The sequence below is a fragment of the Acinetobacter nosocomialis NIPH 2119 genome (genome assembly GCF_000368085.1).
Lineage (GTDB): Bacteria > Pseudomonadota > Gammaproteobacteria > Pseudomonadales > Moraxellaceae > Acinetobacter > Acinetobacter nosocomialis.
Genome location: NZ_KB849239.1, coordinates 1055820 through 1078390, shown reverse-complemented (window position 1 = coordinate 1078390; position 22571 = coordinate 1055820). Strand labels below are relative to the sequence as shown.

General features: G+C 38.3%; 20 protein-coding genes. 7 read left to right on the top strand and 13 right to left on the bottom strand.

The window, feature by feature from the left end; all coding sequences use genetic code 11:
- Positions 1 to 9 precede the first annotated feature (9 nt).
- A complete protein-coding gene (locus F984_RS09115; RefSeq protein ID WP_004708746.1) occupies positions 10 to 420 on the bottom strand; it encodes a hypothetical protein in 411 nt (136 codons plus the stop codon).
- Between the two features lie 203 nt (positions 421 to 623).
- On the opposite strand from F984_RS09115, the gene F984_RS09110 reads away from it, so the two are divergent.
- The 3 genes from F984_RS09110 (at position 624) to F984_RS09100 (ending at position 4137) form a co-directional block, all read left to right on the top strand.
- Positions 624 to 1268, top strand: a complete 645-nt coding sequence (locus F984_RS09110; protein ID WP_004708743.1) for a TetR/AcrR family transcriptional regulator — start codon at positions 624 to 626, stop codon at positions 1266 to 1268.
- A gap of 141 nt (positions 1269 to 1409) precedes the next feature.
- On the top strand, positions 1410 to 3044 hold the full coding sequence (locus F984_RS09105) for an MFS transporter (RefSeq protein WP_004708740.1): 1635 nt from the start codon (positions 1410 to 1412) through the stop codon (positions 3042 to 3044).
- 13 nt (positions 3045 to 3057) lie between these two features.
- Positions 3058 to 4137, top strand: a complete 1080-nt coding sequence (locus F984_RS09100; RefSeq protein ID WP_004708738.1) for an HlyD family secretion protein — start codon at positions 3058 to 3060, stop codon at positions 4135 to 4137.
- A 50-nt stretch (positions 4138 to 4187) separates the two neighbouring features.
- Here F984_RS09100 and F984_RS09095 read toward each other — a convergent pair whose 3' ends face one another.
- The gene (locus F984_RS09095; RefSeq protein WP_004708736.1) at positions 4188 to 5087 is read right to left on the bottom strand and encodes a LysR family transcriptional regulator; all 900 of its coding nucleotides are present in this window, start codon (positions 5085 to 5087) and stop codon (positions 4188 to 4190) included.
- Positions 5088 to 5196: 109 nt separating this feature from the next.
- Here F984_RS09095 and F984_RS09090 point away from each other — a divergent pair, with 109 nt between their 5' ends.
- From F984_RS09090 to F984_RS09080, 3 genes are all read left to right on the top strand, one after another.
- Positions 5197 to 6120, top strand: coding sequence for an alpha/beta hydrolase (locus F984_RS09090; RefSeq protein WP_004708735.1), 924 nt, complete (start codon positions 5197 to 5199; stop codon positions 6118 to 6120).
- An 88-nt stretch (positions 6121 to 6208) separates the two neighbouring features.
- Positions 6209 to 6967, top strand: coding sequence for an SDR family NAD(P)-dependent oxidoreductase (locus tag F984_RS09085; protein WP_004708733.1), 759 nt, complete (start codon positions 6209 to 6211; stop codon positions 6965 to 6967).
- 22 nt (positions 6968 to 6989) lie between these two features.
- Entirely contained in the window at positions 6990 to 8030 is a 1041-nt protein-coding gene (locus F984_RS09080) for an NAD(P)-dependent alcohol dehydrogenase (protein ID WP_004708730.1), read from the top strand.
- A gap of 179 nt (positions 8031 to 8209) precedes the next feature.
- Here F984_RS09080 and F984_RS09075 read toward each other — a convergent pair whose 3' ends face one another.
- The 4 genes from F984_RS09075 to F984_RS09060 form a co-directional block, all read right to left on the bottom strand.
- The gene (locus F984_RS09075; RefSeq protein WP_004708728.1) at positions 8210 to 8728 is read right to left on the bottom strand and encodes a GNAT family N-acetyltransferase; all 519 of its coding nucleotides are present in this window, start codon (positions 8726 to 8728) and stop codon (positions 8210 to 8212) included.
- Positions 8729 to 8760: 32 nt separating this feature from the next.
- On the bottom strand, positions 8761 to 10392 hold the full coding sequence (locus F984_RS09070; RefSeq protein ID WP_004708726.1) for a UvrD-helicase domain-containing protein: 1632 nt from the start codon (positions 10390 to 10392) through the stop codon (positions 8761 to 8763).
- Positions 10393 to 10396: 4 nt separating this feature from the next.
- Positions 10397 to 12094, bottom strand: coding sequence for an ATP-dependent nuclease (locus tag F984_RS09065; protein ID WP_004708724.1), 1698 nt, complete (start codon positions 12092 to 12094; stop codon positions 10397 to 10399).
- A 185-nt stretch (positions 12095 to 12279) separates the two neighbouring features.
- A complete protein-coding gene (locus F984_RS09060; RefSeq protein WP_004708722.1) occupies positions 12280 to 12828 on the bottom strand; it encodes a TetR/AcrR family transcriptional regulator in 549 nt (182 codons plus the stop codon).
- Positions 12829 to 13639: 811 nt separating this feature from the next.
- Between F984_RS09060 and F984_RS09055 the strand changes: the two genes are divergently transcribed.
- Positions 13640 to 14080, top strand: coding sequence for an HD domain-containing protein (locus F984_RS09055; RefSeq protein WP_004708720.1), 441 nt, complete (start codon positions 13640 to 13642; stop codon positions 14078 to 14080).
- Between the two features lie 37 nt (positions 14081 to 14117).
- Here the strand turns inward: F984_RS09055 and F984_RS09050 are convergent, their stop codons facing one another.
- The 7 genes from F984_RS09050 to F984_RS09020 form a co-directional block, all read right to left on the bottom strand.
- A complete protein-coding gene (locus F984_RS09050) occupies positions 14118 to 14762 on the bottom strand; it encodes a hypothetical protein (RefSeq protein WP_004708718.1) in 645 nt (214 codons plus the stop codon).
- 11 nt (positions 14763 to 14773) lie between these two features.
- Positions 14774 to 15745 carry a 5'/3'-nucleotidase SurE gene (surE, locus tag F984_RS09045; protein ID WP_079377104.1) on the bottom strand — a complete coding sequence of 324 codons (972 nt, stop codon included), beginning with the start codon at positions 15743 to 15745 and terminating at the stop codon, positions 14774 to 14776.
- A gap of 232 nt (positions 15746 to 15977) precedes the next feature.
- Positions 15978 to 17141: a hypothetical protein gene (locus tag F984_RS09040; RefSeq protein ID WP_004708716.1), complete on the bottom strand. Its 1164-nt coding sequence runs from the start codon at positions 17139 to 17141 to the stop codon at positions 15978 to 15980.
- On the bottom strand, positions 17134 to 18462 hold the full coding sequence (locus F984_RS09035; protein ID WP_004708714.1) for a TolC family protein: 1329 nt from the start codon (positions 18460 to 18462) through the stop codon (positions 17134 to 17136). Before F984_RS09035 ends, F984_RS09040 begins: the two co-directional genes overlap by 8 nt.
- Positions 18459 to 20045 (bottom strand): GH3 family acyl-acid amido synthetase, encoded by a 1587-nt coding sequence (locus F984_RS09030; RefSeq protein WP_004708712.1) that lies wholly within the window; start codon positions 20043 to 20045, stop codon positions 18459 to 18461. The genes F984_RS09035 and F984_RS09030 overlap by 4 nt, the downstream gene beginning before the upstream one ends.
- Positions 20042 to 20830, bottom strand: coding sequence for a hypothetical protein (locus tag F984_RS09025; protein ID WP_170318192.1), 789 nt, complete (start codon positions 20828 to 20830; stop codon positions 20042 to 20044). The genes F984_RS09030 and F984_RS09025 overlap by 4 nt, the downstream gene beginning before the upstream one ends.
- A 188-nt stretch (positions 20831 to 21018) precedes the next feature.
- Positions 21019 to 22566: a DHA2 family efflux MFS transporter permease subunit gene (locus F984_RS09020; protein WP_004708708.1), complete on the bottom strand. Its 1548-nt coding sequence runs from the start codon at positions 22564 to 22566 to the stop codon at positions 21019 to 21021.
- Between the last annotated feature and the right edge of the window lie 5 nt (positions 22567 to 22571).

Sequence of the window (22571 nt, the reverse complement as noted above, 5' to 3'; positions counted from 1 at the left end):
ACCTTAGCGTTACAACTCTTCACTCTCATTTATTTTTCTACGAATTTCTTCTCGCCACTTTGTGGCATTTTCCTGTTGTTTGTTTAAGAGTACACCTAACACATAAGCGGTGACGGCTGCCCCAATTAAGGCAATGCCGGTTTCATAAATAATATCTATCACAAACTCGAGCACTCCTTCAGACAAAAAATCCAATGTGCCAGAAAATTTGAGGAATTTCGCTATAGCGACCACAACAATCCCTAAAAAAGCACCCGTCCACAAAAATACTTTATGAATGTTTATAGGCGCTGTGACTTGATCAATCTGATCGGGATATTTTCGATAGTATTCAACCTCATCTTTGGTTACTTCCGATGAGGACTTAAATAATAATTTAATAAACAACTTATCTTGATCAAGTTTTGTATTTTTCTTCATAGATGTGATGTGTAATAAGTCTTCTAATATTTAATGTTATACATTTTTTTCTTTATTAAGTAAGAGGTTTTGTGTTCTGTAGTAGTTTGAAAAACTTCGGCTTGCATAAGCCAAACACTATTCAGCGCTATAAATTTATAAAATTGACTTAATATTCATTTTTAAATACAATAAAAATGAATAAATAATCATTTTTATTAACTATGACCGAGCCTCAACTTGTAAAACGTAAACGCAGCCCTAGCCTTGAAAAAACACAAGCAACAAAAGAAGCTATTCTTCAAGCTGCACGTATCCATTTTGCAGAGGTAGGTTTTGCTAAAGCCAAAGTTAGCGATATTGCAAAGAAAGCAAACATTGCCAATGGTACGATTTATTCTTATTTCAAAACCAAAGAAGAACTATTTGAAGGTGTGATTGAAGACATCCTACAACAAGATCTTCGTTTAATTCGGGCTACAGATTTACAGGAAAATCAAACTGTTTATTCTTTTTTGCTAGAACATCTAGATAAAATTGTGGGTACTGTTGAAAAATCTGGTCGAGATGGCATTTCACGATTGGTCTTAAAAGAAGGTGAAAATTTTCCAAATATTAAGGAAATTTACTTTCGACGCATCCTTTCTCCGTATTTGGTTGAATTTGAAAAATTAATCCAAATTGCTATAGATCGTAAAGAAATTGCGCCTGTAAATACAAAAGAGTTTTCACTATTACTCATTGCACCCACATGGATGGGTGTCTTATATAACGGCATGCTACAAAATATTGAGACAATCAATATCAATAATCTTTTCCGTACAAATTTATATGCGCTATTTCATACAAATTTTCATAAGCTCGAATAAGCCTAGAAATATGCTCATTTCTTAAGAACGAAGCGTACTCAGCTCTCGTTCTTTTTTACGTTCTCACTTATCTAAACGATTGCATTTTAAATGCGTCGATAGATTTTTACGCCTTAAATTTGTGAAGCAGAGGCTTCAGTTATGCAAAGAACGCCAAAATATTTAGAGCCTATGCCTAACTGGACGGAAACAGAACGTCCGGCATTGATTGGCTCACCTGCCTCAATTGAGCATCCGAATCACCTGAGAGTGGCTTACTTGTTTATTGGTGTATTTATCGCACTCTCGGCAAGTCTAGGAAATGGTTTAATTATTTCCAATGCTTTGCTCTTTCAAGGTGAATTTGGCCTTACCCCAAGTGAAGCAGCTTGGCTTCCTGCAGCTTTCGTTATTGGAAATACTGCTGCAAATTTATATGTCATTAAAATTAGGCAACAGTTCGGACTTCGTTTATTTGCTGAAATCAGTTTAGTTTTATGCTGTATCTGTATTGGTTTACATTTACTTGTAAATAGCTATGAAATGGCTTTAGCGGTTCGATTTTTCGCAGGTATTGTCGCAGCTCCTCTGACTTCGATGAGCGCACATTATGTTATCCAGTCCTTTAAAAAACCGTCAGCACTGAAAGGTATTTATGTCATTTTAGGTTTACAACAGTTTGGTTTACCTTTGGCATGGATGATTTCACCCGGTATTACCCACGGTGAAGGATGGACAGATTTAGCCTATTTTGAACTTGGTCTTTATCTATGCTGTTTAGCAATGGTGGTCAGCCTCAAATTACCGCGTAGTATCCGAGCTGCCGTATTAGAAAAAGCCGATATTTTTCCACTTCTTTTTATCTTTCCTGCCATAGCCTTATTCAGTGCAGTACTTGTTCAAGGCCCTATTGTTTGGTGGTTTAACAACACTTGGATTGCTTATGCCCTTTCTTTGGGCTTTGTCCTATTAGTCATTGGTCTTGTGATTGAACATCATCGTCAACATCCGCTCATCGTGACCCAATGGCTTGTCATGAAATCGACGCTCACGTTTATGATCGGTGCCTTTTCAATCCGCATTCTCATGTCAGAGCAAAACTATGCGGTCGGACATTTTTTACAAGCAATGGGCTTATTACCCGAACAATTAGTAGGACTCTACGGCATGATTGGGCTGGGTGTTCTCGTCGGAAGCGTTGCAAGTATTTTAACGTTTAAACAACACCTATTAATGCAGCAATTGCTGGTTGCAGAACTGCTTATTCTGATCGGTTGCGGTTTAGATCTTGGTCTCACGCATGATATTCGACCTCATAATCTCTACCTTTCGCAGTTTTTGATTGGCTGCGCAGGCGGTATTTTTATGGGACCACTCGTATTGATTGGTTACTTCCGTGTACTACAACACAGCCAATGGAGTGTAGTGACTTTTGCTGTGTTATTGGGAGTTACCCAAAACTTAGGTGGGTTAATCGGTACGTCTTTCTTTTCAACCTATCAACAATATCAAACTCGTCTACATCAAAATGCAATCTACACAAATCTAGATACAACCAATGCTACGGTAGAATCTCGACTTCAGCTATATAGCAGTCAGGCTCGACAAAACAGTACCGATCCCAATTTTCAGCAGAATTATGCACAAAAATCTTTAAATCAAGTTGTTACCCGTGAAGCTCAAGTTCTCGCATTTAATGACGTAATCAAAATCAATGCGCTACTGGCAACCCTCGTATTTATCTTTGGCGTGAGTTCATTGTTATGGACGCGTTATAGCGCACGCAAACAAGCATGAGTGAGTAATTAAAATGGCTGAACAAGCACAAACACTGGGTTCTTCAGCTCAGTTTAGTTCCAAATTAATTAAACCGAAGAAATCGACCCTTATTATTATGGCAATTGTACTATTGGTCGGAGTACTGTTTATTTTCAGGGCTTGGCACTTACCGCCATTTGCTCTAAACAGTGAACAAACCGATAACAGCTATATTAAAGGTCAAACCACGATTTTATCTTCACAAATCAATGGTTATGTAAAACGTGTTTTAGTGAAAGATTTTGATCATGTCAAAAAAGGTCAACCACTCCTGATTATTGATGCTCAAACCTATGATCAAAAAGTAGTTCAGGCACAATCAATGGTTGAACAAGCAAAAAATAATTTGGCCAATCAACAACAAGCCATTGCACAGCGTCAAGCCGATATTGCCTCAGCGCAAGCAAAAGTAGATCAGATTCAAGCTGAATATGAACTTTCTGTAGCTGAGTCAAAACGTTATTCACAATTAGGAAGCTCTGGTGCTGCCTCACAATCCGAACAAGATAAAGCTTTTGCCAATGAAAGAAATAATTTGGCACTTCTTAAACAAGCTTTAGCAAATTTGTCGGTTGCAAAGGAGGCTTTAAAAACGGCGCAAGTGGCTAAAGTCGGTTTACAGGCTGAGGTTAATAATGCCCAAGCTCAACTGGATCAAGCAAAAACAACTAAAAATTATAGTGTGATTTATGCACCTATGGATGGACAGTTGGGTGAAGTCAATCCACGTGTTGGACAATATGTATCAGTGGGTTCTCAATTGCTTTTTTTAATTCCCCAAAAAACTTGGGTGATTGCCAATTTTAAAGAAACCCAAATGAAAAACATGCGTATTGGCCAAAAAGCTACTTTTACAGTCGATGCGTTGGGCCATCAAAAATTCACAGGTCATGTAGAAGAAATTTCACCTGCTGCTGGCTCTGAATTTAGTGTCATTAAACCGGATAATGCCACAGGAAACTTTACCAAGGTGGTACAGCGTATTGCGGTGCGAATTGCGATTGATTCAAATCAAAAAGATTTAAATCGCTTAAGTCCGGGAATGTCCGTGATTACCACGGTAATGAACTAATACTTATTATTTCCAATGAGTGCGCTTAAGAAGATCAATCTGATTAAGCGCTATGCCTTATTAAAATTTTCTTTTAATGCATTGATTAAGATATTTAATAAAGGCGCTTGCTCACGTCTATGCGGATAATACAGGTGATACGGTTCATAGCTATGCCGCCAGTCCTTTAGCGTTTCTTCCAGTTCACCACTTTCAATATAAGGCTGAACCATATCAATAGGTAGATAAGCGATTCCTACTCCACTTCTTACTGCTTGAAGCACGGGAGATAAGGTTGTAAAAACAATTTTAGCGTTAACGTTAACACTCTGCGTTTTATTTCCTTTGGTAAATTGCCAACGATAAAGTTCGCCATGTGTGGGTAACCTTAAATTGATACATTGATGTTCAACTAAATCTTTTGGCTGCTTAGGATGGCCGTAACGTTCTAAATATTGTTTGGTAGCCACTGTCAGCATTTGTATAGGATCACTAATTTGTAAAGCGATCATATCCTTAGAAACCAAACCGCCTCTTCGAAGCCCTGCATCAAAACGACCATCTACAATATCGACCAGACCATAATCAGAGGTAATTTCGACTGAGATTTTTGGAAATTGTTGTATAACTTTTTCAACGGCGGGCCATAAAACAGTTTGGATTCCATATTCATCGGCACTAATACGTAATGTTCCTGCCGGATCGTTTTTTAAAGCACTAAGCTGATTCATGCCATGTTCTATTTCTTCGATGGCAGGTTGAATCAAGCTGAGCAGATATTCACCTGCTTCTGTCGGTGCGACACTTCTCGTAGTTCTTGATAATAGCTTTATACCAATTCGATCCTCTAAATTACGGAGTGTTTGGCTAATCGCTGATTGTGAAGTTCTAAGTTTTGCAGCCGCACGAGTGAAGCTTCGCTCCTGTGCAACCACAATAAATGTATGCAAATCATTCAGATTTTCTTTCATTATTTATAAGTATTCAATATAAGTGCTATCTCATTATAGTGGATTATCATAATGAATCACTAGGGGTATATTGGTTTCATCGAGATAGTTCTTCTCTTGGAGAAAAATGATGAAAACTGTAACTTTTAAAAATAAAGATATTGATGTATCTGCAACTATACGTTTTCCAAAAGATTTTGATGAAAATAAAAAATATGCAGTGATTGTATGCGCCCATCCAATTAGTAGCTGTAAAGAACAAACTGCCGGCGCAATCTATGGTGAAAAACTCACTGAAGCTGGGTTTATTACTTTAGCATTTGATGCATCGTATCAAGGTGCTAGCGGTGGTGAACCTCGTTTTCTTGAAGACCCTGCAACACGTGTAGAAGATTTCCGCTGTGCAGCCGACTATTTAACAACGCTTGCTTATGTTGATGAAAACCGTATTGGTGTATTAGGCGTATGTGGTGGCGGTGGTTATGCTGTTAATGCTGCTATGACTGAACGCCGTTTTAAAGCAGTCGCAACTGTGGTTGCAGCAAACTATGGTCGTTTAATGCGTGAAGGCGACCAAACACCTGAAGCTGCCATTAAAACTTTAGAAGCCATTGCAGCACAGCGTACTGCGGAAGCTCGTGGTGCCGAACCATTTATTACCCAGTACATTCCAAACTCACAACAAGAGCGTGAGCAAGCTGGCATTCATGATATTGATATTAAAGAAGCTGTAGATTACTACAAAACCCCGCGCGGTCAGGCAGAAGGTTCACCAAATAAACTTCGCTTTTCAGGTTTAGCGGCTGCTGTTGGGTTTGATGCGTTTCATTTGGCAGATCACCTACTCACTCAACCCTTACAAATTGTGATTGGTGGAGTTCCGGGAGGCTTCGGTTCATATCGTGATGGTTATGAGCTATATAGCAAAGCGGCTTCTAAAGATAAAAACCTCTTTGTGGTTAAAGATGCAAGCCACTATGACTTATATGATCAACCTGAACCTGTTGCTCAAGCCTTAGAAAAAATTATTCCATTTTTTCAAAAACATCTTTAATTCATAAATTGGAAAGTTTCTCAATCAGGGAAACTTTCCTCTCCCTTCACCTCGTGTTTCACCCTCTCTTTATAAGCTGAATATATCTATGAAAACTGTTCTTATCACTGGTGCCAGCTCAGGTATTGGTAAAGCGCTGAGCTATAAATTTGCGGCTGAAGGTTTTAATTTAATTATTGTTGCCCGCCGCATTGAGGCACTTGAGCAAATCAAACAAGACATTGAATCGAAATATCCTGCCATTAAAGTTTATGTTGAAACTGCCGACTTAAGTAAAGATGGCAGTGCAAAACAACTTTATGAAAAGTTAAATTCTTTCCAGATTGATGTCCTCATTAACAATGCAGGCTTTGGTGATTATGGCTTTCCATGGGATGTTAACCTTGAGAAAGCCAACGATATGATTAACCTGAATATTAAGGCTTTGACGGATTTATCTTTACTGTATGTAAAAGATTATGCAGACAAAGATTCAACCTTAATCAATACCGCTTCCATTGGTGGATACGCCCAATTTGATATTGCAGTCACCTATTGCGCCACCAAGTTTTATGTTGCCTCGTTTACCGAAGGTCTAGCTTTAGCTATGCAGTCTCAAGGCAAAAAAATGCGAGTTAAAGTCTTGGCACCGGGTGCAACGGCAACCGAATTTGTAGGCCAAGCTTCTGTTAATGGTGGCATAGATGGCGACCACCTATTTAGTCCAGAAGCATTTATTAGCGCCGAGCAATTAGCGGATTATGCCTACCAACTGTATCAAAGCGACAAAGTGGTTGGCATTGTCAATGAGCAAAATGGCTTCGATCTCAAAGATCTTATTTACCCTCGAGTAGTTCTTGGCTCATAAATTCAAAAGTTGAGATTTAAAGATGAAAACTTATGGCTATGCTGCTGTAGAGCAAGGCACGTCCCTTGTGCCATTCACATTTGAACGTCGCGAATCAAATGGCGATGATGTGACAATCGAGATTTTATATTCAGGCGTCTGCCACTCAGATTTACATATGGCAAAAAACGACTGGGGACGCACGGTCTACCCGTTGGTTCCCGGTCATGAAATTGTTGGCAAAGTAATTGCCATTGGTCGAGAAGTGACCAAGTTTAAAATTGGTGATCATGTCGCCGTGGGAACTTTTATTGATAGTTGTATGGCTTGCGATCAATGTCAAAAAGGTGAAGAGCACATGTGCCGTGAAATCCTGACCGAAACCTACAATGGTCAGGATCGTGTCACAGGTGAAAATACCTATGGTGGATACGCCAAGCATATTGTCGTGAAGGAACATTTTGTTCTAAGCATTCCGGATCGTTTAGATATTTCGCGTGCAGCACCTTTACTATGTGCAGGCATTACTACTTATTCCCCTCTACGTACTTGGAATGTTGGCCCCGGTACTCGTGTAGGTATTATCGGGCTTGGTGGTTTGGGTCATATGGCAGTAAAACTTGCTGTAGGCTTAGGCGCAGATGTCACAGTACTTAGCCGTTCAAAAAATAAAGAAGCGGATGCTTTACAATTGGGTGCACATCATTTGTTAGATACTTCAGATGAGGCTGCTATGCAGCAAGCATTGAATGGCTTTGATGTGATTTTGGACACAGTGCCAGTAAAACATGACATTAACCCTTATATTCCATTATTAGATATTGATGGAACTTTTGTGGTGGTTGGACAATTAGGGTTACTTGAAGAGCCGTTTACTGTTCCAATGATTATGGGCCGCCGTCGAATTGCAGGCTCTATGATTGGCGGGATTGCTGAAACTCAGGAAATGTTGAATTTCTGCGCCCGTCAAAATATTTTACCTGACTGTGAAATGATTCGTATGGATCAAATTAATGAGGCATTTGAGCGCCTAGAACGTTCTGACGTGCGGTATCGTTTTGTGATTGATATGAGCACCCTATGAGCTCAGATAGTTTCTGACTAAATTTTCTAGTTGAGAGTTGTTTCCTTTCTAAAATCAGCGCAAAAGATTAAAGATAATGGCCCTCTCAGCTAGAAATTTTTAACTGAATATTTATTTGAAAAGACTTTGAATATAAGAATTAAGTGATCAATGAGTTGCTCTATAGATACTTATAGCAACTAAACAAGCTGTTTATAATAAATTGCTGTACCGTCATAGTTCCCGTTTGAGCTTAAGGCAAAACTTGGGATGACACCCACACGAACAAATCCAATTTTGCTATATAGAAGTTCGGACACATCGCCTTCACGTGTATCTAAGAAAAGTAAGCGCAGACCTTTTTCTCGTGCAAAGTTTTCGAGTTCATTCATTAGAAATGTTGCTATTCCTTGTTTTCTTGCTGTTGTAAGTACCATGAGTTTTTCAACTTCGGCTCTATGAACGCCGTTCTTTTTACTTACCAAAGACAATTGGACACTACCTATAATCTTTCCTTGTTGAATGGCAATCCATAGATGACTATTACCTTGTACTAACTTATGATTGACCTCTCGCCAATAATTCACGACTTCGTTCTTTTCTATGGGAGCTAAGAAACCTATTGAAGCTCCGTTATTGATAGAATCTTCTAACAGTAGCGATAAGCCTTTTTCATACTCACCAATTTCATTGATCTCTAAAATTTCTATATTTTTCATATTTCCTCTTAGAATTAGTAGTAGATTAAATATCAGCTACTTAAAAAGTCCTTATATAAAGTTTCAAGATGAGGAAGCGTCAAAAAATTTGATGGTTGAGTATTTTTCTCTACTCCTTGTTTGTTAAACCGTTTAGTAGTTTGAACTAGTAAACAATATTCCTTAGCACGTGTAATACCAACGTAATGTAAATTTAAATCTTGCTTGTATTGAGGGTATAAAGGAGGGTCATCCCAACTTCCTGTATATTCTCTATATGGAAATGACCAATCATCTAAATCAATATGAAAAACAGTATGAAATTCTAACCCTTTTGATTTATGTAAAGTCATTAGCTGAACTTCATTTGTTAGAATAGGCATAAAATTTTTAATATAATTTTCACTACCTAATGTCGAGGTTAGAGCCTCAAGCTCTGAGTGACAATCAGACTCAACACCTGACAAAGCTAAAATTTCAATACTCTTGTTTCTTACTTGACTTAATTCTAAATTCTTAAGTTCTAGAAGGATTTTTCTAATTTTTAATAAATTCCCTTTTGATAAATTTGAATATGCAAAGTGCAGATCAAAGATTTCCTGCATAGTAGTTATTTTACCAAAACGGAATGCCAATATATCTCTAATTAATGCTGCCTCGGGTGTTTCAATTTTTTCAAGGGGTGTATCTGTATATAAACGATAATCAAGCTCCAGTCCTCTAGCTATATAGTTTAATGAACTAGTTCTATATGCCAAGATTGCAATATCAGAATAATTGACAGACTCATGAGATGAAGTAATTCTTTTAATTAACTCGGAAATTTTCTTTGCAGCTTGAGTTGGATTTCCTGTAAAAAGTCCTCTGAAGATTCTAATTTCTTTACAAGGCTTTATAGGATATGAAGGATTTAATAATCTTGATGCATAATTTACAATTGATACATGTGAACGATGATTTTGACTAATAGATAAAAATTTAAATAATGGATTAGCTTTTAGTTCTTCTATACATTTAGGATCACTTCCTCTGAATTGATATATGGATTGATCAATGTCACCCACCGCCGTGCCTATCAAGCCTATCTCAATGAATTTCATAAAAAGTTCATGTTGCGCCCTTGAAGAGTCTTGATATTCATCAATAAAAATAGATTTATATTTAGCCTTAATATACCGGACAGCTGCCGTGCAGTTTTCTAAAATATATAGTGCTAAACCTGCCAAAGAATCAATCCACAAAAAATTGTGTTTATATAGAGTAAGGAAGCCTATTTCATCATTTATAATATTCTTCAAAGTAGGCGCTATATAAGGCTGTTTAAAAAAATTTTTCTGAAGACCTGTTAGTTCAGTAATAATTTTACATTTATTAGGATAACCACTCCACAAATGAGATAAGAAAGGGTAAATAACTTCTTCTAAACAGAAACTATCAATAGTCCCAAAAAAACTTTGCTTTGTAATAAAGCCATTACTTTTACATCTTTTTTTTAACTCTGCACTAGCTTTCTTCGTAAAAGTCATAGCAATAACACCTTGATGAGATAACAAGGTAGGAATACTTTTTCTTATTTTCTCTTTCATCACGGTAGTTTTTCCACTACCAGGACATGCTAAAATAACTAAATTAGAAGAATATTCGATTGCCTCTATTTGCTCTTGTGTTAAATTTAGAGTCTTCATACTATTATCCAGTTATTAAAGATTTTAAGTATTTTAAAGGCTCTGCTAATTCATTATTCTCAAGGTCAATTAACTTTCCTTTAATTTGTTTTAAAAGATAAGACATCCGTATTGCTTTCTTTTGTTGCATAAATTTTATTGCATCTTGCTTATTCTCTTTATCTAAAATAGGAAGTATGGTCGCTTCTAATGAATTTATTAAATCTGTTTCCAAATCAACATTTGAAATAAATACTCCTTTATCTCTTATTGAAGCATAAAAAGAATTCCATCTCTTATCATTTGTAACATCTATGTGATTAATATCAGTTGTACTGTTTGGCCATTCTGCCAATCCTATTGCTCTTAAACAGCGATTAACCCCTGCATATTGCCATTCGCTCTTTCTTGGTACTTTAGACACATCATTATCAGTTCGCATTACCCAAGGAATTTCTAAAGCATTTAGAATATTTGTATATACTTCAAAAGCAATACCATCAACAGATAAGATAGAAATATTATAGTAATCTAAATCTATTTCTAAAGCTTTGGCTAAAGCAGTATACAAAAGAACTTCTGAAGGACCTTCAACTAAGAAAACACCATTAGAGAAAAAACTTTCTGCTGGAATTATGCTTATACGGTATCCCATGTCATCCCAATATTCAGAAATACAGTTTGAGCATCCTCCACTAGCAGCCACTGTACTATAATTTTTTACTAATAAACGAATAATTGAATCTGGTAAAAAATGTGATGCTATTTGAGGTGAATGTGAGGAAATTATAGCTTGACCCGGCAACTCTTCTATTAAATAGTTAGCTAATTTACGTTGCTGATGAGGATGTAAATGGGCTTCTGGTTCTTCTACAGCATAAAAAACAACTTCGTGATCGATATCATGTTCTGCAATACTTTTTGCTTTCCATAAAGCTAATAAAATTTGATTATTTCTACCATCTCCTCCTAGAAGAATATTTGAACCATGTACATTTGCCCCCAATTGAAGATTGTCTATAAAGTCACTAACTTGAATAGCACCAGAATCCAATTGAACTGAATATTCCGAATGATGATATGCTAATTTCTTCAGTTCTTCATTTACTTCTTTAGTTGCATGATCTACATAATATAATTGGGTTATTTTTTCATTTATTTCTTTTAAGTCAAAACCAATTTCATTTAACAAGTCCGTGTCTTCTTCTCTTTGACTTTCGGTTAAATTTGATTGAGATAGTTTAAGTAACTTACGTTTTTCTTTTTGAATAAATCGCTGTAAGTCCCTTTGGGATTGAATATATTTTAAATTGACATATTTCAAATAAAAACGGCTGTTTATTAGCTCAAGATTTTCTAAAGAAGGACCTATTAAAATTTGATAACTTAAATTATTTTTAACAGCCTGATATCGTAAGAAAGTTTTAGCTTCACTACTAACATTTCCTTTTAAAATAGATAAAACAGCATCTTCTTGTATATCTTCAAAGCAAATTGTTATTTCTAGAATATTCATAGCCTCACAAGGTGAGATATAAAAGTCTAACTCTGTTGGTTCAATGTCTGAATCAGATAAAGTTTTATCTAACAAAATTCTTAAAGCATGAAGTAAATTGCTTTTACCAACATCATTTGCTCCAATGATTAATGTATCACCATTAAATTTGATAGTACTATCTTTAAAATTACGAAAACCTTTTAAACTAACACTTGAGATTTTCACCTAGTCATACCCTATTTCAGTTAATATTTTATTAAGTAAAAGTTAAACTTTTTCATCTTATTTCATTTCCAAACTATACAATAAAAGAAAATATAGGTAATACATTTTTTATACTAAGTGGATGTAATATTAAAAATAGTTTAAACCATTGTTGCTTTCAATTAGACGATTATAAGTTAAAGAATTCACCCCATCCCCCTCAAAAACACCTCCAATACTCTTTCATCAACTTCATCTGAGCTTAAACGCTGAATGACGGCGCCTTCGATCATATATAAAAATAGTTTGGCATCGGTAAAAGAAGCATCGGAGTTAAGTGCTCTAAGCTGGCTATATATTTCGTTGGTGAGCCATGTTCTATATCTCACGGCGGTTGTATAGGCGTTTGGGTAGTTATTTTTCGTTTCAAAAATGGCTTTAAATAACAGGTAATACAGCCCGTCTATGTCTGCGTGTAAGTCATAGAGCTTTTTGAGTTTATCGGCTGCGCTTGTGTCGTGGTCGTATTCGAGCATAGTAACTACTTTTTCTTGAAGTCGCTCTTTTTGCACCATCAGGCAGATTTCAATAAAGCGTTCTTTAGATTGAAAGTAGTTATAAAACGTCATTTTTGGTATTTCAGACTCTTTCACAAGTCTGTCGACACCCACGATATGAAACCCGTTGTAATTGAACAGTTCAATTGATTTATTGACGACTTTTAATGCACGTGTTGGGAGAACTAAATTTGGCATATTTTTACCGTTATAAATTAAATTTTTTGTTGTATATAAATGAGATATAAAAGCCTTACACTTTTCTAAGGGTGAAAAAAAGGCGTAGCAAAGCCGTAAAGACTGTGCCTAGCACATCTCAAGTTTTAGTTGTTGATGAAAGTTTTAAGTAATAACGAGCTAAAGCCTGAAAAAGCCTTACGGCGATCAAGCTGCGTTAAATGTTTTAAGCTGTGTTGTTATAGCTTTTGGCAATAGGTGCCAAGAAATGATGGATGCGCAAAGCTAACTCCTTATATATGGAGTTCTGCCAGAGCATAAAATTTATGGTGGCAGAACGAAAGAGGGTTAGCAGACTGGTTTGGACTCCAGCACACCCGAGGGTGTCCCTCTCCCGTCCTACCGCTACGGGAGGGGACGAGATTTACATGCAAAACTATTCCTCAGAAGAAATAATCCTGATGTAGTCCAAAAAAACGGTCTGCTAAAACCGACTGGCAATGTAGGCCAGCCCGCAAATGGTAATCTCCAATATTTGAAGTGTCAATGTGAAATTGGCTAGAAAATATTTAAATAATTATTATTTTTCATTTAATTACATAATTAAGGATATTCTTAAGTAATATTTACAATCTGCTTTTATATCATTAAGTTAAATTTTAAAGTTGCAAAAATTTAAGGTCAGGTTTTGTTCTTATCAAACAAAAATGAATAAACAAAAATGAGCAGTAACTCTTATGCCTAACTTAAGTATTCAGTATAAAATTATGACTTAAGCACCCCATCTCAACCATTAGGCTGCGTTATATCTTTAAAGTAATAAGAGCAAAAAATGACTCAAAATAAAGTTGAATTAGCAGAGAAATTATCAAAAGAATCGCATCAAGGTCAAAAGTATGGTCCTCATGATTACTTTGATTACCATATTAAAGGTGTGGTCAATTCATTAATCGAGCACCAATTTTCAGAGGTCTATATTATTACCGCTCTTCTCCACGATAGCGTTGAAGACACGCCTCTTACCCTAGACAAAATCGAAAGCTTATTTGGAAAAGAAGTTCGTGATGCAGTAGATGCATTAACTAAACGGGAAAGTGAAACACGCGAAGAATATTTACTCCGTTGTGGTTTGAATCCGATCGCTCGAGTCGTGAAACTTCATGATGCAGCCTTTAATGCGCATAACTCACATAAAGAAAATAATCAGTCACGTGTAGATTATTACCTTCAAACCATGTTAACTGTTTCAACGGCGCAAGATAGGTTGGAATAAAAAAGACAACGAAATGAATCCGTTGTCTTTTTTATTTTTAAGATTGTGCAAATGCCCAAATATCTTTTGATGCAACCTTGTCAGATACCAGTCTAAAACTCATAGGCCCTAAGTCTTCATCTACCACAACATAACCTTTCGAGTTATTTTTTAGTGCATCACACTTATTATCGGTAAGTTGATAGTTTGCGGTATTGGCTAATGCACTTTCAGTAATCACACCCGTAAACACACAATTTAGATCTTTCGAGACAATTTTGCCTTGTGCATTCACCTCGGCATTTACCGTCGTTCCATCTGGAAACGATAAATCGTAGGTGCCGACCAATTGATTAAGCAAAAGTTTTTGATCAGCAATTTTTTCATAATGTGCTAATTCAACTGTCATTGCTTGATTAGATTGGTTGCTTCGCCAAGCTTTTGCTTTTGCATCATAGCTCATCACAATCTTGGCACGGTTTTCGTCATCATCTAAAACCAATAATTTAGTTCCATCTGCGCCAGAATAGTATTTACCCGCCATAGGTAACTCTTCATCAGTTTCGGTACTAATAATATAAGTGCCGACGTCTAAACTCGGCGCTAAGGCAGGTTTTTCAGTCGAGACTTGGTCATCATGATCATTGTCATTACAAGCGGCCAATCCAAGCCCAAGGAGTAAAACCAATAAACAACGTTTCATGGTCTTTCTCCTTACTTATTAAATAAGCTTTTTAAACGGATTTTAAGCCATTCTTGACCTGCTGGTCGTTGGTCATAAGCAACTTGCATGGCAGTCACAGCAATTTTGCTTTGCATTACAGCACTTTCATCCGACATTTGAGCGGCAGTTGGTGCCGATGGTGCCGCGTCTATTCCTAAACCAAATTGGTTGTTGCCTTTACTATCTTTGGTCACTTGGAACTTCAATTTATATAAGTCATACGTCCCAATTTTTGAAAATGCAAACGGCGTACTGGTTGTTAAATTTTTAGGGAAATTCACATTGAGGGTAATGCCTTTTGGCAACAACTGGCCCTTGCCTGCCTTAGCTTGTAATTCTTTTAATAACACTACGGTTTGCTTTGCCACAATCGCAGAGTTAGGGTTATTTAAAGTTTTGTCATCTACCGTGTTGGTATCGGCACTTAATGCGATAGATGGAATGCCACGACCTGCTGAAAACTGTACATTGCCAATCGTGCCAGAGTGTACAACGACTTTTCCGACATTTTGGCCTTCATTTGGGCCAGATAAAACTAAGTCTGGTGCTTTACCCCAATGCTTTGGTGCAACCACGTCTAGTCCATAAACGGTTGCCATGACTGGCGTACCATGCGTGTAATTCCAGTCGCCATTGGTATAGCCCGCTTTGGTAAAGGTTCCAGCCGCAGGTGCGCCAATCGGTGCTGCACCATTGTGACAACCGTTTTCAGCCGTAATTTGCTTATCATTATCTGCGTTAATCGTTGTTGAACTGTACATGACAATTGCACCACCACGACCACTTTGTGGTGAACATGGTACAGACACAAGCACGTTATGACCATTTGCTTTTAATTCATCATAGAGTGCTTTGATATTGCTGGTTAGACCGTCATCATTAACCAATAAAATATTTAATGCAAAAGCTTGAGTCGTACACAAAGACAGAATAAGGCCGCCCAATAAACTTTTTTTCATCACTTAACTACCATGTTCTTAAATTTTGATTTGTATAGTAGTTGGGCTATATGTAGGTTTAGTGACTAAGCACTCGTAAAAATCCAAATATTTTTCCATTAAAAATTAAATAATTATATTATAAGTTATTGCTATATTTCTTTTTATCAACTAATTATCAGCCTCATTGTTCATGTTAAGAATGACAAAACCCACTTTCGTGGGCTTCATTAAAAGTATCACCTCAGGCTTTAAATTAAATACGCCCAACTTCTAAGTATGGAATTAGGTTTTTATCAAAATTTGGTCGTGGGTCGCCTTCAAAACTAATAAAGCCATGCATACCCGTTAAACGCTCACCTTTATAAAACTGGTTTAACTGATAACGCGGGTCTTTATGGGAAAGCGTAAAACTCACCACGCCAACACCCTGCTGTTTTGACTTGTTATAGGCATCTTCAAGCATTTTATGATGCAAAGCCAAATCTTCGGGATGGCACATAAGCGTATGTAGCACGTGGTATTGAATAGAATCACCCAGCTTAGGCAAACGCATGCCCTTAGTTATTGGCGTCAAAAAGTTATAAACGGGTCTAAGCACAGCTATGGCCGAGCTGTAATTTAGAATTTTAGTTTGCTTAATACTATGCTGATCCCACAAGCCAAACATACCCACCAGTTTTTCACCCTTAAAGTAAAGTGAAAAGTCCGAGAGTTTTATCCCTGAAAAATACTGATGACCTTGGGCAAGCTCTTCAAAGTTATAGGCAGGTATAAAGTTGTAAAACTCTGCCATGTCGTGAATAAACTGGTTCATGGCTTCCACATGTTTAGCTTCGGCAATACAAGTGTGGATCTCTTGAAGATGACTCTGTTTAGCAGTCTGCTTTAAAAAAGCCGTGATTTTTCTTTTTGCGCCAGTGCTCGTTAGACTGAGTGTCTCGATGAGTCCTTCATCATAATAATCGGGCATTCCCGTTTTGCCCGTTTGTATAGCGGCGCGTGCGGCATGGTTATCATCAAAAATAATCATTTGGCTAAAGTTAGGTGCGTGCATGGTATCTTTCACATGCTTACCTAATACCTTCACCAGTGATTTACCCCGATAGCTATGGTCTACCCGTAAGTCGCCCGCGTAGCGTAAGTTTTGTATGTTTCGGTCGACATAACAAGGACGATAGCCATTGCTATAACAAGCCACTTTCTTTTGGCTTTCGGTATCTTCAATCACAACATGAAGTTTATGCCGATAGACAATGTCGGACGCCTTAAAATAACTCGGTTCACGCTGAAAGCTAATTTGTATACCTTTGGTGGTCATGGGCACCGCAATTAACTCTCGCAAAGCTTCGTCATCTGCCAAAGTCGCTTCACGGGTAATGAGAGTGTTATTCGCAAGTGGTGTATTTGTTTTATTCATTATTCACCTGTTGTGCGGTCTGCATAGGAACCAAACTGTTTAAACGTCCCATTTGGTCGAGTAGCTGATAAACAAACACTACTTCGTCTTGGTCATTTACGGTTTTTTGGGTTTGGGCATCGAGTAGCTTTTGCTCGGTATTGAGCAAATCAAAAGTGGTTTTGGTGCCCACATCAAACTCTTTACGTGTATAAACAAAGGCGGTAGACGCTGCCTCTATGGCATTTGCCAGTGCGTCTTTATTTTGTCGAATAGTTTGAAGCTGCGCATAGGTGGTACGGGTACGTTTATTTAAGTCCAGTTCAAGACTTCGTATTTTCTGATGAGCCAAATCGATATCGGCCTGCGCTTTTTTAACATTGGCCCGATTTAAACCATCGTCATAGAGCGGTACATTGAGCTGCACCCCAACCATATAGTTATTACTTTCAGAACCAATATAACTCGCTTCATCTTGCTTTCCGGCACGGCTGGTCAGCATAACCGTGGGCCAAAGCTCCCGTTTAGTTAAGGCATATTGTTTCTCTGCGGCTTGCATTTCATATTTAGCGCGCATTAAAGCGGGATGGTTCTTGGTTTGCGCCAAAATCTCATCTAGTCCATTCGGTATAGCTGGTAATTGTTTTATTGCAACAAGGTTGTCTGGTGTTGTACCTGTCACTTGGTAAAACTGTGCTTCACTTACAGTCAGGTTAGACTGCGCCTGTGTAATATCGGCTTGGCCTTGGGCGACTTGCGCCAAAACCTGAGCCAAGTCTGCACGGGTAATCATACCAACATCAAAACGGCGCTTTGACTCATATAAAGACCGTTGCAGATTTGCCATGGTCTTTTGTCTAAGTTCTAAAATGGCTTTCTTTTTTAATACGTCGGTATAGACCATCACGGTATTTAAAATGGTTTCCGACCGTTGATCTGACAAGCCTTGGTGTTGGGCAGAAAGCTGACTTTCGGCAATATCTACACCCAAGCGATGCCGCCCAGAGGTATAAATCGGATAATCTGCCTGTAACTGCAAACTTCGTCCTTTACGGTTTCCTTCAGTTGGAAACATGACTTTTGGCGGTGTATCTATTCTTTCATAGTCAAGTTGCCCGACTAAATTGACTTTGAGTCCATCACGCTGTTTGGCCTGCTCAAGCATAGCGGTAGACTGGTTTACACTTAAACGGCTGACTTCAAGCTGGCTTTCATGTCTTAAACTGGCAGACAACGCCTCGTCTAAAGTCATAGCATATGTATTCGACACAACCAACACGCCTAAATACAAGGCGTGTCGAAGTGTTAAAAAACGAGTATTAAAGTGCTTCATCCCTTTCATAGTTGTTCCAAACTATTGAGGGTGACTTTCTTAAGTGGTTCAGGTTTGATATTGCCTTCGATAATGCCATCAAACATGACCAGTTGCTTATAGGCATTCCAGCCATTATTAGCTTGGCGAATTTGCGGCTCATCAAGCTGTCCTAAGTTTCGTGCAAGTTCATAATGGAAGTTTTGACGTAAAATACTGTCGATATATTCATTGTTAATGCTGTGATGAATTTCGCCTTCAAAAAGCACGCAATAAAATGGTTTAACCTGTTGCTCCGTATCAATCGCCAGTAAGGAAATCGCTTTCGACTCGGTTTCATTTAACTGAGACAACAACTGTTGGGCGGTTTCAGGTGCTAACTTTTCACCGACCAGATCTACCCCAAAACGGCGGCCTTGGAACTCAAAACACGGAATTTGCTCTAAAAAGCCAGTCACTTTTAAGCAATCATCCAGACAGTAACGCAGTAAGCCATTACCCGAAGTAATCAGTGGGCTAACCACATCACCTTGTTTAAGCTGCCATGAAGGAACGATTTGACCTTGTTTTTCACCTTCTAAATATTCAAATTCATAGAAGTGGCTTTGGTATGCGAGTGGGTATTGGTCGTTATAGGGAATGGTCACTACACCTTCGGTTGCCCATAACCCTTTGCCTTCAAACTGAACACTGGGCAGTTTCTCTTTTAATTTTTCGGCCCAAGCTTTTGAACCTGCGGTATCCCAACTCGAAACCAGACTTAACTTTGGCCAGAGCTTTTTAAAGTCGATCTGTGCGCCACTTGAACTTGCAATTAAAGCTTGAGCACTTTCAGGGCTATGCGGTGCAGTCACTTCTTTTAATGAAGCCTGACGGTTGCCCCATTTACCACTTTGTAAAACTTCAACCACATCTTTTTGCAATGCCTCTAAACGTTCAAGTAATTGCAGCGCAAACGTTGGGCTCCATACCGAAATCATGGCTAAGTTACGGTTTGCGACCAAATAACAAATGGTGGCAAACAGTGCATCGTCCGCGTTGGCTGCAAAGGCAACGTTACTTGGAACCGCTTGGGTAAACTTGGACAATATACGTTTACCTACACCAAGTAGCGCACTGTCATCATTTAAGTTTTTATCTTTTAAAACTTCACGCTGACTTTCAGGCAACCATGACACCGACCAGTAATGTGTACCCGAACTCAACTGTGGGCATTTACGGTATAAACTTGCCATCCACGGCGCAATCGCATGGTCAAGTTCATCTAAAAACAGCTTGGTGTATGGAATAAACTTAATTTGTTCGCTCGAACCACTGGTCGGCTGAAAGCGAACCAGTTTACTACTCGAGAGTGAAAGCTTTTGTTCACGGTAACGCTGAATGTCTTCTCGCCAAGCGCTATAGCGAGTGGCAGGAAATGCTTTTACAAACTGCTCATAATTTTGAACCTTTTTATCTTTGGCAAAGGTCGAGGTCTGTAATATCGAATGCAAAATTTGACGTTGTGTGGTCTCTAGGGCATTAAACTGCTTTTGGAAATTACGGTCAGATGCATCACACCATTTTTTTAAAATAAGATGCGAGCCGAGAGTCAGCCATTCATTAGATTTCATTGGATAGCCTCTCTACGTTTTGTTTTATGAGTTACACGGGCTTCAAACTTTCCTTTACTGGTCGGCTTAGTCATCAGCTTTACGGGGAAACGGGCAATATCTTTCCAGCCAAGACGACCAATACACGGCAGTTCTGTACCGGCTTTCCAAGTTGGATTTTTCTGTTCAAAGAAATGAATATTTGGGTTCTTTTCTCTCATTTCGGCAGTAATCGGTGCGACTTCGCCTTTTAGTGGTTGATAGTCATCACCAAAGTTGAGTAAGCCTGCTTCACGGTCGTAATATTCACCAAAGAATTTTTCACAGTAGTGCTCAACCACTTCCGAAAGGTGTTGGTTTTCATCTTTAATGTTTGGGTAATACACATAATAGTTATTGGCAAGTAATAGATAGGTCTTATAGCCTTTAGAAATGAGGAGCCAATAAAGTTCGTTAAAAGGATATTTAATGCGAAGTTTAATCATGAGTTTAAGCATGGTGCTTTGTAAGCTACGCGTGCCCCAGAACTTCTTCAAAATAACAGTATCACCGCTAAAGAGTACGGTGTAGTCTTTACCGTTTAAATAAAAGTGCTGCACAACAACCGTCGAGAAACCGACTATTTCGTCTGTTTCAGAGTCAAAAATTAAAATCGCACCGCTTTTATTTTCAAAATCATCTACAAAAATAGAAAATCTGGTATTTTCATAATACTGTTCGTAAATGGAATACATCACTTTTAGTCGATCAGTATCAATTTGCTCTTTTTCAAAATATTGCCCATAAGTTGCATTTTTCAGGTTCAATTTTGAAATCAGTTTATATGTTGTATTAATCATAATACTTTAATCTCCCACATTCAGATCTGTGAGTTCCACTCGCTCATACGGCGATATTAGAAACTCGTATAAATGTTCTTTTTCTATGAAGGGATACGTTTTGATATGCCCTATTGTTTTTCATTCTTTAAAAGCTGCCCTCTACTGCTAAAACCTTACATATTCATTTTCTTCCCCCTATCCATAAAGATGGTTAAAAAGGCGGTCACAAACATGATGATTGCGAGCATGCGTAATAAATCATTGAAGCTAGATGTCAGTGCTTGAAAGTGAATGTCGCGGTAAATCACACTTATCGCGATTTGCTGAGCATTTGCACCGACTTCCTGATATTGCGCCGTGAGCTGGTTAAGCCTTTCTGTAAATATCCAGTTTTGCGGTGTCATCGACTGATTAATCTGAGTGACGTGCATGGCTGTTAGCCAGTCTAAGGATGAGTTGATAAGTGCCAGTCCAACCGCGCCGCCAATATTGCGCATGAGGTTATAAATACCGCTGGCATCGGCCACTTTGCTGAGTGGCAAGGTGCTCATAGCCAAATGTGACACCACAATCAGGCAAATCATAAGACCAATACCGCGGTAAATTTGCGGCCAAAACATAAAGTCATAATCGCTATGAATGCTGAGGTGCGAATTGAGCCATACACCAAAACCAGCCAGAACCATTCCAACAAATACGGTTTTGCGGGTATCGAAGTTAGGAATAAGCCACGCAAGAAACGGTGCAAAGCAGAACATGACAATGCCTGTCACCATCATGACGTGACCAATCTGGCTACTATTCATTTCACGGACTTGCCCAAGAAACACAGGAATCATGTAACCCAAGCCATACAGCGCCATGCCAATCACAAACGTTGTAATAGCACTCAAAGTAAAGTTTTTATTTTTAAATACCGATAAATCGAGCAAAGGCTTAGGCTGGGTAAAACTTCTAGAGAAGAAAATCATGCCGCCTATTAGGCAGACCATAAAAGCAATACGAACGCCTGTGTCGGCAAGCCAGTCATGTCGTGCGCCTTCATCGAGGAAATATTCAAGCCCACCCAAAAACATCGCCATACCCACCAGACTGAGCCAGTCCATGCTTTTGATGAGTGAATAATTGGCACGGTCGATATTTGGACCTGAGTAAATAACTGTGGCAATGATAATGCCTGGAATAATATTGATCAGGAACATCCAGTGCCATGAGAAATTATTGGTAAGCCAACCACCAATGGTGGGGCCAATTGCTGGGCCTAATGTACTGATCATGCCAAACATGACCAAAGGCAATGAACGTTTTGGTTCTGGAAACAGTAAATACAACGCCGTCATGGAAGTCGGAATCATGCCGCCGCCCATAAAGCCTTGAATACCACGGAACACCAGTAAACTTTCCAAGTTCCATGACAAAGCACAAAGTAAAGAACTCACCGTAAACCCAATTGCACACATGGTGTAATACACCCGTGTTGAAAGCACCCGCGAGACAATACTCGACATTGGAATTGCAATAATTTCGGCAATTAAATAAACCGTTTGTACCCAAGTGACTTCATAACGACTTGCACTCATACCAGCTTGAACTTCGTTTAGAGAACTCGCCACAATCTGAATATCAAGAATTGCCATGAAGTTGCCAAAAATCATGGCAGCAAAAATTGCCCATGCAGTTTTTGCAGGAAACCTCCACTCGGCTTCAACATGCTTATTCATTTTCT

Bases quoted from the DNA above. Each gene is read 5' to 3' on its own strand.
- F984_RS09095 (WP_004708736.1), bottom strand. From the start codon at position 5,087: ATGAAAGAAAATCTGAATGATTTGCATACATTTATTGTGGTTGCACAG.
- F984_RS09100 (WP_004708738.1), top strand. From the start codon at position 3,058: ATGGCTGAACAAGCACAAACACTGGGTTCTTCAGCTCAGTTTAGTTCC.
- F984_RS09070 (WP_004708726.1), bottom strand. From the start codon at position 10,392: ATGAAGACTCTAAATTTAACACAAGAGCAAATAGAGGCAATCGAATAT.
- F984_RS09060 (WP_004708722.1), bottom strand. From the start codon at position 12,828: ATGCCAAATTTAGTTCTCCCAACACGTGCATTAAAAGTCGTCAATAAA.
- F984_RS09075 (WP_004708728.1), bottom strand. From the start codon at position 8,728: ATGAAAAATATAGAAATTTTAGAGATCAATGAAATTGGTGAGTATGAA.
- F984_RS09080 (WP_004708730.1), top strand. From the start codon at position 6,990: ATGAAAACTTATGGCTATGCTGCTGTAGAGCAAGGCACGTCCCTTGTG.
- F984_RS09040 (WP_004708716.1), bottom strand. From the start codon at position 17,141: ATGAATAAAACAAATACACCACTTGCGAATAACACTCTCATTACCCGT.
- F984_RS09085 (WP_004708733.1), top strand. From the start codon at position 6,209: ATGAAAACTGTTCTTATCACTGGTGCCAGCTCAGGTATTGGTAAAGCG.
- F984_RS09115 (WP_004708746.1), bottom strand. From the start codon at position 420: ATGAAGAAAAATACAAAACTTGATCAAGATAAGTTGTTTATTAAATTA.
- F984_RS09110 (WP_004708743.1), top strand. From the start codon at position 624: ATGACCGAGCCTCAACTTGTAAAACGTAAACGCAGCCCTAGCCTTGAA.
- F984_RS09050 (WP_004708718.1), bottom strand. From the start codon at position 14,762: ATGAAACGTTGTTTATTGGTTTTACTCCTTGGGCTTGGATTGGCCGCT.
- F984_RS09030 (WP_004708712.1), bottom strand. From the start codon at position 20,045: ATGAAATCTAATGAATGGCTGACTCTCGGCTCGCATCTTATTTTAAAA.
- F984_RS09035 (WP_004708714.1), bottom strand. From the start codon at position 18,462: ATGAAAGGGATGAAGCACTTTAATACTCGTTTTTTAACACTTCGACAC.
- F984_RS09105 (WP_004708740.1), top strand. From the start codon at position 1,410: ATGCAAAGAACGCCAAAATATTTAGAGCCTATGCCTAACTGGACGGAA.
- F984_RS09020 (WP_004708708.1), bottom strand. From the start codon at position 22,566: ATGAATAAGCATGTTGAAGCCGAGTGGAGGTTTCCTGCAAAAACTGCA.
- F984_RS09055 (WP_004708720.1), top strand. From the start codon at position 13,640: ATGACTCAAAATAAAGTTGAATTAGCAGAGAAATTATCAAAAGAATCG.
- F984_RS09090 (WP_004708735.1), top strand. From the start codon at position 5,197: ATGAAAACTGTAACTTTTAAAAATAAAGATATTGATGTATCTGCAACT.